The 14,769-nt window shown below is 72.3% G+C and carries 12 protein-coding genes; 9 read left to right on the forward strand and 3 right to left on the reverse strand.

Annotation, left to right across the window (positions count from 1 at the left end; translation table 11 throughout):
• Positions 1-19: 19 nt before the first annotated feature.
• A complete protein-coding gene (locus tag BR85_RS12295) occupies positions 20-1,318 on the reverse strand; it encodes a class I SAM-dependent RNA methyltransferase (protein ID WP_028496797.1) in 1,299 nt (432 codons plus the stop codon).
• Between the two features lie 36 nt (positions 1,319-1,354).
• Here BR85_RS12295 and BR85_RS12300 point away from each other — a divergent pair, with 36 nt between their 5' ends.
• Together BR85_RS12300 and BR85_RS12305 are read left to right on the forward strand one after the other, a co-directional pair.
• Complete coding sequence (locus tag BR85_RS12300) at positions 1,355-2,011, forward strand: Maf family protein (protein WP_028496798.1); 657 nt, start codon at positions 1,355-1,357, stop codon at positions 2,009-2,011.
• Between the two features lie 78 nt (positions 2,012-2,089).
• Positions 2,090-3,856: an acetyl/propionyl/methylcrotonyl-CoA carboxylase subunit alpha gene (locus tag BR85_RS12305; RefSeq protein WP_028496799.1), complete on the forward strand. Its 1,767-nt coding sequence runs from the start codon at positions 2,090-2,092 to the stop codon at positions 3,854-3,856.
• Between the two features lie 31 nt (positions 3,857-3,887).
• Here BR85_RS12305 and BR85_RS12310 read toward each other — a convergent pair whose 3' ends face one another.
• The gene (locus BR85_RS12310; RefSeq protein WP_028496800.1) at positions 3,888-5,339 is read right to left on the reverse strand and encodes an NAD(P)H-quinone dehydrogenase; all 1,452 of its coding nucleotides are present in this window, start codon (positions 5,337-5,339) and stop codon (positions 3,888-3,890) included.
• A gap of 81 nt (positions 5,340-5,420) precedes the next feature.
• Between BR85_RS12310 and BR85_RS12315 the strand changes: the two genes are divergently transcribed.
• The 3 genes from BR85_RS12315 to BR85_RS12325 all read left to right on the forward strand — a co-directional run bounded on the left by BR85_RS12315 (position 5,421) and on the right by BR85_RS12325 (position 8,669).
• Positions 5,421-6,251 (forward strand): purine-nucleoside phosphorylase, encoded by an 831-nt coding sequence (locus BR85_RS12315; RefSeq protein WP_028496801.1) that lies wholly within the window; start codon positions 5,421-5,423, stop codon positions 6,249-6,251.
• Positions 6,248-7,903: a phospho-sugar mutase gene (locus BR85_RS12320; RefSeq protein WP_028496802.1), complete on the forward strand. Its 1,656-nt coding sequence runs from the start codon at positions 6,248-6,250 to the stop codon at positions 7,901-7,903. Before BR85_RS12315 ends, BR85_RS12320 begins: the two co-directional genes overlap by 4 nt.
• Positions 7,904-8,096: 193 nt before the next feature.
• Positions 8,097-8,669 carry a GNAT family N-acetyltransferase gene (locus tag BR85_RS12325; RefSeq protein WP_028496803.1) on the forward strand — a complete coding sequence of 191 codons (573 nt, stop codon included), beginning with the start codon at positions 8,097-8,099 and terminating at the stop codon, positions 8,667-8,669.
• A gap of 126 nt (positions 8,670-8,795) precedes the next feature.
• Here BR85_RS12325 and BR85_RS12330 read toward each other — a convergent pair whose 3' ends face one another.
• Positions 8,796-10,715: a BglG family transcription antiterminator gene (locus BR85_RS12330; RefSeq protein ID WP_028496804.1), complete on the reverse strand. Its 1,920-nt coding sequence runs from the start codon at positions 10,713-10,715 to the stop codon at positions 8,796-8,798.
• 109 nt (positions 10,716-10,824) lie between these two features.
• On the opposite strand from BR85_RS12330, the gene BR85_RS12335 reads away from it, so the two are divergent.
• From BR85_RS12335 to BR85_RS12350, 4 genes are read left to right on the forward strand one after another with little or no spacing between them, the layout of a single operon-like run.
• Positions 10,825-11,166, forward strand: coding sequence for a PTS sugar transporter subunit IIB (locus BR85_RS12335; protein WP_028496805.1), 342 nt, complete (start codon positions 10,825-10,827; stop codon positions 11,164-11,166).
• The gene (locus BR85_RS12340) at positions 11,163-11,450 is read left to right on the forward strand and encodes an HPr family phosphocarrier protein (RefSeq protein WP_028496806.1); all 288 of its coding nucleotides are present in this window, start codon (positions 11,163-11,165) and stop codon (positions 11,448-11,450) included. Before BR85_RS12335 ends, BR85_RS12340 begins: the two co-directional genes overlap by 4 nt.
• Positions 11,451-11,478: 28 nt before the next feature.
• Complete coding sequence (gene ptsP / locus BR85_RS12345) at positions 11,479-13,140, forward strand: phosphoenolpyruvate--protein phosphotransferase (RefSeq protein ID WP_028496807.1); 1,662 nt, start codon at positions 11,479-11,481, stop codon at positions 13,138-13,140.
• Between the two features lie 28 nt (positions 13,141-13,168).
• Positions 13,169-14,722, forward strand: a complete 1,554-nt coding sequence (locus tag BR85_RS12350; RefSeq protein WP_028496808.1) for a PTS mannitol transporter subunit IIBC — start codon at positions 13,169-13,171, stop codon at positions 14,720-14,722.
• Positions 14,723-14,769 lie beyond the last annotated feature (47 nt).

Raw genomic sequence — 14,769 nt, forward strand, 5'->3', positions numbered from 1 at the left:
GCTCAGCCTATCGACCGATTCACCGCGACAGGACGGCGACGGCCTCGACGTGATGCGAGTGCGGGAAGAGATCGAACGCGCGCACGCTGCGGGTGTCGTAGCCGTGCGCACGGAAGGTGGCGAGGTCGCGCGCCAGCGCCACGGGATCGCAGGCGACGTAGACGATGCGCGCCGGATCGAGGTCGGCGAGGAGGTCGACGACCTCCCGGCCGGCGCCGGCCCGGGGCGGGTCGAGCACCACGACGCCGCGGGCGAGCCGCGCGCGCTGCTCCGCGGAGGCGGTCCGGGCGACGTCGGCGAGCCAGCGGTCCACGCGCCCGGTCTCGGCGCGGGCGCCGACCCACTCGGCGAGGTTCTCGCCGGCGTGCTCGGTGGCGCGCGCATCCGACTCGACGCTCGTGATGCGGGTGCCCGCGCCCCCGACGCCCGCGACGGCGGCGGCGAGGAGCCCGACACCCCCGTACAGGTCGAGGTTGGTGGCGTCCGGATCGAGCGACCCGTCCTCGCGCAGCGCCGTCGCGACGGCCTCCGTCAGGGTCGCGGCGGCCAGGCGGTGCACCTGCCAGAACCCGCCGGCATCCACCCGGAAATCGCGTCCGCCGACGGTCTCGACGACGACCTCGCGGATCGCGGGGTCGGCGGGCGGACGGCGCGCGCCGCGCCGCGCGCGCGGCGTGCGGGGCGGCGTCTCGGGGCGGGAGAGGAGGCGGACCCGCCCGTCGGCGGGCACGACGAGGTCGATGCGGCCGGCCGGGAGGCCGCGGACGGTGCGGGCCGCCTCCGCGATGGCGGGGACCGCCAGGGGATGCTCGTCCACCTCGATGACGCGGTGGCTGCGCGCCGCGAACGGCCCGACGCGTCCCTCCGCGTCGACGTGCAGGCTCACGCGGGTGCGCCATCCGGTGCCGTCGGCGGATTCCTCGCCGTCGCTGCCGCCGGTCCCCGCCGCCTCCATCGTCGTCGGGACGTCGAGGCCGGCCATGCGGCGGAGGGCATCGCCCAGCACGCGGCTCTTCAGCTCGCGCTGGTGGGCGAGGTCGATGTGGCCGAAGTCCGCCCCGCCGGGACGGTACTGCGGGGCGACGTCGACGTCCGCGTCGCGCCACACGTGCGGGCGGCGGTGCGCGGACGCGTCGAGCACCTCGAGGGTCTCGCCGCGCCAGAACGCGGACTTGCCGGTGTCGGTCAGCCGCACCCGGACGCGTTCGCCGGGAATGGCATCCGGCACGAAGACCACACGGCCCTCATGCCGCCCCACGAACACACCGCCATGGGCGACATCGGTCACGTCCAGGTCGATGAGGTCTCCGGCATCCATCCTTCGAGCATCCCACGGCGCCGCTACCGTGGGGGAATGCGCGTGTGCCTGGCCTCCACCTCCCCCGCCCGCCTCATGCTGCTGCGGCAGGCCGGGATCGAGCCCCGCACGCAGGCGCCGCAGGTCGATGAGGAGGCGGTCATCGCCGCCGTCGAGGCCCACGAGGGCCGTGTCCTGCCGCCGGATGAGCATGTCCTGCTCCTCGCTCGGCGGAAGGCCGCCGACGTCGCCGCGACGCTCGCCGCGGAGGACCCGGAGTTCGACGGCCTCGTGATCGGCGGCGACTCGATGTTCGAGCTGGACGGCGAAGTGCTCGGCAAGCCGTACACGGCCGACGTGGCGACCGCGCGCTGGCACCGGATGCGGGGACGCACCGGTGTGCTGCATTCCGGGCACAGCGTCTTCCGCCTCGCCCCCGGCGCCGAGCCCCGCGAGGCGCACGCCGTCGCCGCGGCATCCGTCACCTTCGCCGGCGACATCACGGATGCCGAGATCGACGCCTACGTCGCCTCCGGCGAGCCGCTGCAGGTGGCCGGCGCCTTCACTGTCGACAGCCTCGGCGGTGCGTTCATCGAGCGGGTCGAGGGCGACCCCTCCACGGTCGTCGGCATGTCGCTGTCCACGGTCCGCCGGCTCGCCGCCGATCTCGGGGTGACGTGGACGAGCCTGTGGAGCACACCCGCCCAGTCGTAGGGTTCCGCCCACGTTTTCGCGATGATCTTGTGCGGGGGATCCAAAGAGGACCCCTGCGTGCTGGGTAGGCTGGCATCCATGCCTCACATCGCCAAGGTGCTCATCGCGAACCGCGGCGAGATCGCCGTCCGTGTCATCCGCGCCGCCCGCGACAGCGGGAAGGCGTCGGTCGCCGTGTACGCGGACCAGGACCGCGACGCCATGCACGCCAAGCTCGCCGACGAGGCCTACGCCCTCGAGGGAGCGACGAGCAGCGAGACCTACCTGTCCATCGAGAAGATCCTCTCGGTCGCCCGCCGGTCCGGCGCCGATGCCGTGCACCCGGGCTACGGCTTCCTGGCCGAGAACGCGGAGTTCGCCCGCGCCGTCATCGCGGCCGGTCTCGTGTGGATCGGCCCGTCCCCCGAGGCCATCGAGGCGCTCGGCGACAAGGTGACGGCCCGCCACGTCGCGGAGAAGGTCGGCGCGCCGCTCGCCCCGGGGACCCCCGGGCCCGTCGCAGGGGCGGACGAGGTCATCGCGTTCGCCGAGCAGTACGGCCTCCCCATCGCGATCAAGGCGGCCTATGGCGGCGGCGGCCGGGGCCTGAAGGTCGCGCGTGAGCTCAGCGAGGTCGCCGAGCAGTTCGAGTCCGCCACCCGCGAGGCCATCACGGCGTTCGGCCGCGGCGAGTGCTTCGTGGAGAAGTACCTCGACAAGCCGCGCCACGTCGAGACGCAGTGCCTCGCCGACGCAGCCGGAAACGTCGTGGTGATCTCGACCCGCGACTGCTCGCTGCAGCGCCGCCACCAGAAGCTCGTCGAGGAGGCGCCGGCGCCGTTCCTCAGCGACGAGCAGAACCGCATCCTGTACGAATCGTCCAAGGCGATCCTCAAGGAGGTCGGCTACGTCGGCGCGGGCACGTGCGAGTTCCTCATCGGCGGCGACGGGACCATCTCCTTCCTCGAGGTGAACACGCGCCTCCAGGTCGAGCACCCGGTCTCCGAGGAGGTCACCGGCATCGACCTCGTCCGCGAGCAGTTCCGGCTCGCCGAGGGCGGCGTCCTGGACTACGGCGACCCGGAGCCGGTCGGCCACTCGATCGAGTTCCGGATCAACGGCGAGGACCCGGGCCGGAACTTCCTCCCCCAGCCCGGCCGCATCCACCAGTTCAAGACGTTCGGCGGTCCCGGCATCCGCCTGGACTCCGGTGTCACCGCGAACGACAGCGTGAGCGGCGCGTTCGACTCGCTGCTCGGCAAGATCATCGTCACGGGCCGCGACCGCGCCGAGGCGCTCGAGCGCTCGCGCCGGGCCCTGGACGAGTTCGAGGTCGCCGGCATGCCGACGGTCCTCCCGTTCCACCGCAAGGTCGTCCGCGACCCCGCGTTCACGGCGGAGGACGGCCGGTTCGGCGTGTACACCCGCTGGATCGAGACCGAGTTCGTCAACGACATCCCGCCGTGGGACGGGGAGCTCGACTCGCCGTCGACCGGCGAACCGCGCCACAGCGTCGTCGTCGAGGTCTCCGGCAAGCGCCTCGAGGTGAGCCTGCCCGACCGCATCGTGCAGGCGCCGACGCGGATCGGCCGCCCCGCAGCGGTGCCGCCGTCGCGCCGTTCGCACGCCGCGACGGTGACGGCGGGCGCCTCCGGCGACGCCGTGAAGTCGCCCATGCAGGCCACGATCGTCAAGGTCGCCGTCGAGGAAGGGCAGCAGGTCGTCAAGGGCGACCTCGTGGTGGTCCTCGAGGCCATGAAGATGGAGCAGCCGATCCAGGCGCACAAGGACGGCGTCGTCGGCGCCGTCAACGCCGACCCGGGCACCACGGTGTCCGCCGGTCACCAGCTCCTGACGATCTCCTGACCGGGTCCCCGGGGGTGCGCGGGGGCGGCGGTCAGCTGACCTCGGTGTTGCTCCGGTCGATGGGGTGCATCGCGCGCACGGCATCCGTGATGCTGCCGGACAGCGAGGGGTACACGGCGAAGACCCGGGAGAGCTGGTCCACCGTGAGGCGCCGCTCTGCGGCGATCGCGATCGGGTAGATCAGCTCCGACGCGCGGGGCGCCACGATCACGCCGCCGAGCACGATCCCCGAGCCGGTGTGCGCGATGAGCTTCACGAACCCGTCCTTGACGCCCATCATCTTCGCGCGGGCGTTGGCCGCCAGCGGCAGCTTGTGCACGTACCCGTCGATGCGGCCCGCCTCGATGTCCTTCACCTGGTACCCGACGGTGGCGATCTCGGGGGCCGTGAAGATGTTCGCCGCGATGCGGCGGCGATCCAGCGGGATGACGGCGTCGCCGAGGGCGTGGAAGACGGCCATGCGCCCCTGCATGGAGGCGACGGATGCCAGCGGCACGAACGTCGTGCAGTCGCCCGCGGCGTAGATGTTCGGCACCGAGGTCCGCGCGACGCGGTTCACCTGGATGTGCCCGGACTCCGCCAGCTGCACGCCGGCGTCCTCGAGGCCGATTTCCTTCGTGTTCGGGATGGAGCCGACGGCCATGAGGCAGTGGCTGCCCTCGACGGTGCGGCCGTCGCCGAGCGTCACGACGACGCCGTCGCCGACCCGCTCGACCTTCTCCGCACGCGACTTCGCGAGCACCGTCATCCCGCCGCGCTTGAAGACCTTCTCGATGACCGCGGCGGCGTCGGTGTCCTCGCCGGGGAGCACCTGGTCGCGGCTGGAGATGAGCGTGACCTTCGCGCCGAGGTTCATGTACGCGGACGCGAACTCCGCGCCCGTGACACCGGAGCCGACGACGATGAGGTGCTCGGGGAGGGTCTTCATGTCGTACAGCTGCGTCCAGGTGAGGATGCGCTCCCCGTCCGGCATCGCCGTGGGCAGCTCGCGCGGCGAGGCCCCGACCGACACGACGATGGTGTCGGCCTCGATGCGGTCGAAGTCGGTGCCGCCCTGACTCGTCGAGACCACGACCGCGTGCGTGCCGTCGAGACGGCCGTGCCCGGAGATGAGGCGGACACCGGCCTCCACGAGCGTCGCGCGCATGTCGTCGGACTGCTGACGCGCCAGCGACATCAGCCGCTTGTTGACGGCGGCGAGGTTGATCGCGACCTGGGGCTTCAGCGGCTTGCCGCGCTCGGACGTCGCGAACAGCTGCACGCCCAGGTCGGAGGCCTCCGAGATCGCGACGGCGGCATCCGCCGTCGCGATGAGGCTCTTCGACGGCACGACATCCGTGATGACGGCCGACCCGCCGACACCCGCGCGCTCGACGAGGGTGACCTCTGCTCCGAGCTGCGCGGCGGCCAGCGCCGCCTCGTACCCGCCGGGACCGCCACCGAGGACGATGACGCTCTGCGTGCTCTCGAAGCTCAAGGTCATTCCTCCATTGTCTCAGTCCTGGGCGTGCGTCCGTGTCGCGTCGTGTGGCCCCCGACCGGTCCGGGTTCCTAGAGTGGACCCATGTCCGACATCTCCAACCCGCTCGACGATCCCACCAGCGACCCGTTCGAGCTCGCCGCAGACGCCGCCGCCGACATCGCACGGCTCACCGGCGTCGACCGCCACGACATCGCCCTGACGCTCGGGAGCGGGTGGGGGAAGGCCGCCGACCTCATCGGCGAGACGACCGCCACGATCCCGGCGACCGAGGTGACCGGCTTCAGCAAGCCGGCCCTGGCAGGTCACGTCGGGTCGCTGCGCAGCATCCTGACCCCCACCGGCCGGCGCGTGCTCGTCATCGGTGCACGCACCCACTACTACGAGGGTCACGGCGTGCGCCGTGTCGTGCACAGCGTGCGCACCGCCGCCGCGACCGGCGCCCGCACGATGGTGCTCACCAACGGCGCCGGCGGCATCAAGGCGGGCTGGAAGCCCGGCCAGCCCGTGCTCATCAGCGACCACATCAACCTGACCGGCGACTCCCCGCTCGAGGGCGCGACGTTCATCGACCTCACCGATCTGTACTCGGTGCGCCTGCGCGACCTCGCCCGACGCATCGACCCGACCCTCGACGAGGGGGTCTACTGCCAGTTCCGCGGACCGCAGTACGAGACCCCCGCCGAAGTGCGCATGGCGAAGACCATCGGCGGCAGCATCGTCGGCATGTCCACCGCGCTCGAGGCCATCGCGGCGCGCCAGGCGGGCATGGAGATCCTCGGCTTCTCCCTCATCACGAACATGGCCGCCGGCATCCAGACGACGCCGCTCAGCCACCACGAGGTGATCGAAGCCGGCCGGGAGGCCGAGCCGGTGATCTCCGCACTCCTGGCCCGTGTGATCGGCGAGCTGTGAGCGCCGTCGAGGCCGCGCGGGCCTGGCTCGCGCAGGACCCGGATGACGTGACGCGCGCCGAACTGGACGCGCTGATCCGGCAGGCCGAGGACGGCGACGCCGCCGCGTCCGCCGACCTCGCCGACCGCTTCGCGGGACGGCTCGCCTTCGGCACGGCCGGTCTGCGCGGCCGGCTCGGCGCCGGCAGCAACCGCATGAACCGCGTGCTCGTGACGCAGGCCGCCGCCGGCCTCGCCGCCTACGTGCGAGAGCGTGCGGGCGCGGGCGCCACGGTCGTCATCGGGTACGACGGGCGCCGCAACTCCGACGTCTTCGCGCGCGACAGCGCGGAGATCTTCGCCGGGGCGGGACTGCGGGCCGTCCTGCTGCCGCGCCTGCTGCCCACCCCGGTCCTCGCGTTCGCGGTGCGGCACCTCGACGCCGCCGCCGGCGTCATGGTGACGGCATCCCACAACCCACCCGACGACAACGGCTACAAGGTCTACCTCGGCGGGGAGGATGCCGGCTCGCAGATCGTCGCACCCGCCGACGCCGAGATCGCCGCCCAGATCCAGCGCGTCGCCGATGCCGGCGACATCCGCACCCTGCCCCGCTCGACGGACTACGAGATCGCCGACGAGGCGGTCGTCGAGGCGTACGTCGCGGCCACCGCCCTCGTCGCGCCGGCACCGGCCGGTGCGGCCGGGATGCCGTGGGTCTACACAGCCATGCACGGCGTCGGCCACGAGACCCTCGCCCGGATCCTCACGCTCGCCGGCTACCCGCAGCCGGTCGTCGTCGAGGCGCAGATCGCGCCGGACGGCGCATTCCCCACGGTCGCCTTCCCCAACCCGGAGGAGCCGGGGGCGATGGACCTCTCCTACGAGACCGCGCGGGCGGCGGGCGCGGAGTTCATCCTCGCGAACGACCCGGACGCCGACCGGCTCGCCGTCGCGATCCCCGACGCCCGCGCCGAGGGCGGCTGGCGCCGGCTCACCGGCAACGAGGTGGGGCTCCTCCTCGGGTGGCGCGCCGCGCGCACGGCGACGGCGGGGTCGCTCGCCTGCTCGCTGGTCTCCTCCCCCGGCCTGCAGACGGTCGCCGAGCACTACGGGCTCGACTTCCACGCGACGCTCACCGGGTTCAAGTGGATCTCCCGCGCGCCCGGGATCGTCTTCGGGTTCGAGGAGGCGCTCGGGTACCTCGTGAACCCCGACACGGTCCGCGACAAGGACGGCATCTCCGCCGCGGTCGCGATGCTCGGGATGATCGCCGAGGCGCGCGAGCAGGGCGCCACGGTCGCCGACCTCCTGGCCCAGTTCCAGCAGACGTTCGGCTTCTTCGACAGCGGCCAGGTCTCGGTGCGCGTCGAGGACGTGTCGATCATCGGCCGCATCATGGCGGCACTGCGGGCGCAGCATCCGACCGCCATCGGCGGTGTGCGCGTCGAGCGGGTCGAGGACCTGCTGGAGGCGACGGGCGACGAGCCCGCCGGCGACGTGCTCCGGCTCTGGCTCGACGACGGGTCACGCGTGATCGTGCGCCCGAGCGGCACCGAGCCCAAGCTCAAGGTGTACCTCGACGTGCGCGGAACCTCCGCCGACGACGCCGCGGCACGCCTCGCCGCGCTGGACGCGGGCGCCCGCGAGCTCGTCGCCGCCGCCTCGGCCTGACCCCGCCCGGCGGCGCCCGGTACCGCCGAGAAACCACGATCAGCATGAGAAACACGTTCCGGCGTGGTTTTTCGTGCGGGATGTGGTTTCTCGGCGTCGCGTTGGGGGCGCCGCGTTGGGGGGCGGCGTTGCGTGCGGGGCGCTGCGCCGAGCGCCTGCCCCGGCGGCGAAACCGGGCCGCTAGGCTGAGCCGGTGCTGCTGACGGAGCCCCGCGTCCTGGAGAACGACCATGTGCGGCTCGAGCCGCTCGACCCGGGTCACGCCGACGACCTCGCGGAGGCCGCGACCGGCCTGGCGTACGCCTGGTACACCTCCGTCCCGGCGTCGCCGGCCGAGGAGATCGCGTTCCGCCTCGCCGAGCGGGATGCCGGCCGGATGAACCCGTGGGCCGTGATCCACGAGGGCCGGGCGGTCGGCATGACGACCTTCTGCAGCATCGACCAGCCGAACCGGCACGTGGAGATCGGCTACACCTGGCTCGCGCCGCGCGTGCAGCGCACGGCGGTGAACACCGCCGCGAAGCTCCTGCTCCTCGGTCACGCGTTCGACGCGTGCGACGCGATCGCCGTGGAGTTCCGCACGCACTGGCACAACCGGCAGTCGCGCGCCGCGATCGAACGACTCGGCGCGAAGCAGGACGGCGTGCTCCGCAACGCCCGGCTCGGCCCCGACGGAACCCTGCGCGACACCGTCGTGTACTCGATCCTCCCGCACGAGTGGCCCGCCGTCCGGCTCGGCCTGCAGACCCGGCTCGCCCGCCCCTGAGCGTCGGCGGCCGCCGGCTCGCGGTGCCGAGAAACCACGATCGGCATGAGAAACACGTTCCGGCGTGGTTTCTCACGCCGGATGTGGTTTCTCAGCGCCGTGGCGCGCGCCGGGCGGCGCGGGCCGTCAGCCGTCGACGACGGCCACGAGCTCGTCAAGGAACGCCGTGAAGGTCGTGCCGCGCCGGAGGATGCGCTGCACGCTCTCCCGTTCGCTGAAGACCTCGACGAGCTGCTCGAACACGGTCTGGAACGCGGCGCGGTCGGACTCCGAGAACGCCACCATCGCGACGACCTGCACGCGCGCATCGCCCCACGGGATCGACGGGTCGGCGATGCCGACGGCGATGGAGGTGCGGGTCGCGGTCATCCCGATCGCGTGCGGAACGGCGAGCGCGTCGGTGAACGCGGTGGATGACAGCCGCTCGCGCTCCAGCGTCCGCTCGACGTAGTCCTCGCCGATGACCCCCTGCGCGACGAGCAGGCGGCCGAGGCGGCGGATGACGCCTTCCTCGTCGACGCCGGCGCCCAGCCCGTGCACGAACGCGTCCGGCGAGAAGTAGCGCTCGAGCTCGGCGCGCAGCCGCGTGAGGCGGCGTGCGCGCCGCACCCGCCCGGCGGCGGCCTGCACGCGCTCGACATCGGCCTCGGTGAGGAACGGCTGGATGCGGACGATCCGGTCGGAGACGACCGGCGGCTCGATCGTGCTGAGGATCAGGTCGGTGTCGATGGATGCCCAGTCGGGGTCGACCCGCGTCTCGACATCGACGACCTCGATGGCCCCGCCGAGGGAGCGGTCGACGCTCGAGCGCAGCAGCTCGTGCAGCTCGTAGTAGCCGGGGCAGACGATCGTCGCCGTCAGCAGGGCTCCCGCGCGGCGGCTGCGCTCCAGCCGGCCGCCGACGTGCATCGCGATGTAGGCGATCTCGCCGTCGAGCAGGGGGATGCCGAGGAGCCCGCGCAGCCCGTCGGCGATGAACACCGCGACCTCGAAGATCATGGGGTACGTGGTCTTCAGTGACCGGGTCAAGGGGTTCCGTGACCAGGCCTGCTCGCGGGCGCGCTCCCGGAGGTTCTGCACGTGCAGCGACAGGCGCATGACGAAGTCGTCGTGGTCGATGTCGACGAGGAACTCCGCCGCGGCGCGCGCGACGACGTCGCGGACGGCCGCCTCCACCTCCGGGTCGACGCGCTCGCGGATGACCTCCGCGGGGGCGGCCGCGCCCGGGGCGACGACGCGGCTCTGCACGATGGCGGCGAGGTGGCGGAGGTCCCCGCTGCCGAGGCGCACGCCGAGGTGCTGCGCGCTGAGGCGGTCGATGAGATCGGCGATCTGCGCGGGCGAGGAGTCCTCGCCGCCGTCGTCGAGGGCGTGGTCGCCGGCGACGCGGTCGGCGGCGATCGCGATGTGCATCATGACGTCGCCGATCCCGAACTCGTTGACGAAGTAGCCGAGGCTCCCGAGCCCGGCGACGAGCTCGGCCTTGAACGGGCCGAACGCGCGGGCGCCGATCGACCCCTCCCCGAGCGTGCGGCGCAGCGCCTCCAGATCGAAGGCGCCGTCCTCGGTCTCCTCGTGCGCGAGCCGGCTGAGCAGTCGCCGCTGCGCCATCTCCGTGCCGCGCAGGCGCGCGCGGGAGGCGGCGCGCTCGAGCGTCAGCTCCGTGCCGCCCAGCAGCGCCCGGACCCGGCCGAGGTCCGCCTCCACGGTCGCGGGGCTCACGTGGAACGTGTCGGCGATCTCGAACACGTCGACGCCGTCCGGGGCGGCGAGGATCGCCCGCACGAGGCGGTGCAGCCGCTCGCGCGGCGCGGAGGCATCCGGGCCCGTGGTGCGCAGCGCGGCTCCCGCGTCCGGCCCGAGCCGGTAGCCCTGCGGGCCCGACTCCACCACGACGCCGTCGGGGACGCGCGCGTTCAGCGCGGTGACGTAGCTCCGGATGCTGCGCGGCGTCACGCCGATCGCGTCGGCGAGCTCGGCGGCCGTCGTCCACTCGCCGCGACGCGTGAGCAGGGCGACGACGCGGTCCTGCCTGGCTCTGCTCACGCAGGACAGTCAACCACGACACCCGAACGGAGTTTCCTCCCCCGCGGAAGCGAACGTGGTTGTCCGCTCCCAGCGCTTTCACAAGAATGGCGAGGAAGGAGGCGGGTCGATGAGGATCCTCGTGGTGTGCGGCGCGGGAGCGTCGAGCACGTTCGTCGCGCAGCGAGTGCGCCATGCGGCCCAGGCGGCCGGACGGGACCTCAGTGCCGTCGCCGGCACCGAGCAGTCCCTCGCCATCGACCTGGACGCCGCGGACGTCGTGCTCGTGGGCCCCCACCTGCGGCGCTCCCTCGAGAACATCCGACGGGATGCCGCCTACCGCGGCGCCCGCGTCGTGCTGCTGCCGGACGACGTGTTCGCCGACATCGACGGCACGCGCACGCTGGCCCTCGTCGACACCGCACTGGCCGCACCCGCGGACGAAGACGCCACCGAGAGGAACACCCCATGACGGACGAGTCCACGCCGCAGGCGACCCGCACGATCCGCATCGGATCCTCCAACGGCTTGCACGCCCGCCCCGCGAAGCTGTTCGCGCAGGCGGTGAAGGATGCCGGCATCCCCGTGACGATCTCGAAGGGTTCCGGCGGGCCGGTCAACGCCGCCAGCATCCTCGGGGTCATCTCGCTGGGGGCGGAGAAGGGCGACTACGTGACGCTGGTCGCCGACGGCGACAACGCCGACGACGTGCTCGACCGGCTGGCCGAGCTGCTGACGACCGATCACGACGAGTGAAGACGACGAACGGAACGAGGACAAGAGCATGAGCGAACTGCGCGGAGTCGGCATCGGCCTGGGTGTCGCCCAGGGGCCGGTGGCCCGGATGGCCGAACCCCTGCCCGCCCCCGAAGACGTGCCCAGCACGCTCTCGCCGGAGGAGGAGATCGCGCGCGTCCGGGAGGCCGTCGCCGTCGTCGCCCGGGAGCTCGAAACGCGCGGTTCGCAGGCCGGAGGCCTCGCCCGCGAGGTCCTGGAGGCGCAGGCCATGATGGCCGAGGACCCCACCCTCGACCAGGAGGTCCTCACCCGCACGACCGCCGGAAAGACCGGGGAGTTCGCCGTCCACGACGCGTTCGCGACGTTCCGCGACACCCTCGCCGCGATGGGCGGCTATCTCGGCGAGCGCGCCGCCGACCTGGACGACGTCGCCCAGCGGGTCATCGCGCGCCTCCGCGGGCTTCCGGCGCCCGGCGTCCCCGACCCCGGGCACCCGTTCGTCCTCGTCGCGAAGGACCTGGCGCCCGCCGATACCGCGCTGCTGGACCTCGACAAGGTCCTCGCGCTCGTCACGACCGACGGCGGACCGACCTCGCACACCGCGATCCTGGCCCGGGAGAAGTCCATCGTCGCCGTCGTGGGCGCCGCCGCCGCGAAGGATCTCACCGACGGCGAGACGGTCATCGTCGACGCCGCCAAGGGCGTCGTCACGACCGAACCGACCGAGGACGAGCTGAGCCAGGCGCAGCACCGGGCCGACGCGCGGCGCACCGCCGCCTCCGCGCCGATCACGCCCGGCGCCCTCGCGGACGGCACCCCCATCCCGCTGCTGGCGAACCTCGGCAAGCCGGGCGGCGCCGCCGAAGCCGTCGAACTGGGGGCCGAGGGTGTCGGACTGTTCCGCACCGAGTTCCTCTTCCTGAGCTCCACGAACGCCCCGACCGTCGAGCAGCAGGCCAAGGCCTACACGGAGCTGCTCACCGCCTTCCCCGGCAAGAAGGTCGTCGTTCGGGCACTGGATGCCGGTGCGGACAAGCCGCTGGCGTTCCTCAACGACGCACACGAGGAGAACCCGGCGCTGGGCCTCCGCGGCATCCGCGCGCTGCGCGCCAGCGAGGACATCCTCCGCGAGCAGCTGACGGCGCTGCAGCAGGCGCAGGCGGCGACCGAGGCGGACCTGTGGGTCATGGCGCCCATGGTCGGCACCGTCGAGGAGACGGAGTACTTCACCGGCCTCTGCCGCGACTACGGCATCAAGACGGCGGGCGTCATGGTCGAGGTCCCGTCGGCGGCGCTCATGGCCGAGAAGGTGCTCGCCATCGCCGACTTCGCCTCGATCGGCACGAACGACCTGACGCAGTACACGATGGCCGCCGACCGGCTCCTCGGCTCGGTCTCCTCGTTCCAGGACCCGTGGCATCCCGCCGTCCTCCAGCTCATCGGCATGACCGGCGCCGCCGGCAAGGCGACCGGCAAGCCGGTCGGCATCTGCGGCGAGGCTGCGGCGGACCCGCTGCTCGCGGTCGTACTCGTCGGCCTCGGCGCCACGACCCTGTCGATGGCGCCGACCGCGATCGCGGATGTCCGCGCGACGCTCCTGCAGTACACCCGCGCGGATGCCGAACGCATCGCCGCGGCCGCCCTCGCCGCCGACGGGGCGGCTTCAGCCCGAGCTGCGGCGCAGGCCGCAGCCGACACCGTGGCCTAGCCACGGCTCACCAGAAGGAGAACCAGCAATGACAACGGCGTCCACTCCCACTACGCGTGGAGGTGTCCGGGTCGGCGTACAGCGATTCGGCACGTTCCTCTCCGGCATGATCATGCCGAACATCCCCGCCCTCATCGCCTGGGGCATCTTCACCGCGTTCTTCATCGACGTGGGGTGGACGCCCAATGCCGACCTGGCGACGATCGTCGGCCCCTTCATCCACTACCTGCTGCCGCTGATCATCGCCTACACGGCGGGCTACATGGTCTACAAGCAGCGCGGCGGCGTCGTGGCGACCATCGCCACGATGGGCGCGATCGCCGGCTCCGACCTGCTGATCGCGCAGTTCAACGCCACGCTCGCCGAGGGCGAGCCGCAGCTGGGCCAGATCCACATGTTCATCGGCGCGATGATCATGGGCCCGCTCGCCGCGTACACCATGAAGTGGCTGGACAGCCTCTGGGAAGGCAAGGTCCGCGCCGGCTTCGAGATGCTGGTGAACATGTTCTCGGCGGGCATCTGGGGCTTCATCATGGCCATCGTCGGGTTCTACCCGATCGCGTGGCTCGTGAACGGCATCATGTCCGTCCTCGGCAACGCGGTGAGCTGGCTGGTGGAGAACAACCTGCTGCCGCTGACGAGCATCCTCATCGAGCCCGCGAAGGTGTTCTTCCTGAACAACGCCATCAACCACGGCGTGCTCACCCCGCTCGGCATCGCGCAGGCGGACGAGCAGGGCAAGTCCATCCTGTTCCTCCTCGAGGCCAACCCCGGTCCCGGTGTGGGTCTGCTGCTGGCGTTCACGTTCTTCGGCATCGGCGCGGCACGCGCGTCGGCTCCGGGCGCGGCGATCATCCAGTTCTTCGGCGGCATCCACGAGGTGTACTTCCCGTACGCGCTCATGAAGCCGGTCCTCATCGTCGCGCTCATCGCCGGCGGCATGACCGGTGTCACGACGAACATGCTCCTCGACACGGGCTTGCGGGCACCGGCGGCGCCGGGAAGCATCATCGCCGTCATGCTGCAGACCGCGAACGACAGCTACGTCGGGGTCATCCTCTCCGTCATCCTGTCCGCGGCGGTGACCTTCGTCGTCGCGTCGGTGATCCTCCGTGCCTCGCGCAAGAAGGATCTCGCGGCAGAGGCGGCCGGCACCGACAGCTTCACCTCCGCGGTGGACCGCACCGAGGCCAACAAGGGCAAGAAGTCCGAGTACCTCGGCGGCCTGCGCGGCGACGAGGCGGCCGCGGCGGGCGCCGGCGCGACCGCGGTGGCGACCGACCGGCAGGTGCGGAACATCGTGTTCGCGTGCGACGCGGGCATGGGCTCCTCCGCCATGGGTGCGAGCGTGCTGCGCAGCAAGATCAAGAAGGCGGGCGTCGAGGACGTCACGGTCGTCAACAAGGCGATCGCGAACCTCGACTCCTCCGCCGACCTGGTCATCACCCAGCAGCAGCTGACCGACCGTGCGCGCAAGCAGACACCGGATGCCATGCACGTCTCGGTGGACAACTTCATGAACTCGCCGAAGTACGACGAGGTCGTGAAGATGGTCGTGGATCAGCACCAGAGCCGCGCGTAATCTCGGAAGACCGCCGCGGGGCCGGGCAGCGCGACGCACCCGGCCTC

Source organism: Microbacterium sp. UNCCL10 (genome assembly GCF_000746195.1).
Taxonomy (GTDB): domain Bacteria; phylum Actinomycetota; class Actinomycetes; order Actinomycetales; family Microbacteriaceae; genus Microbacterium; species Microbacterium saccharophilum.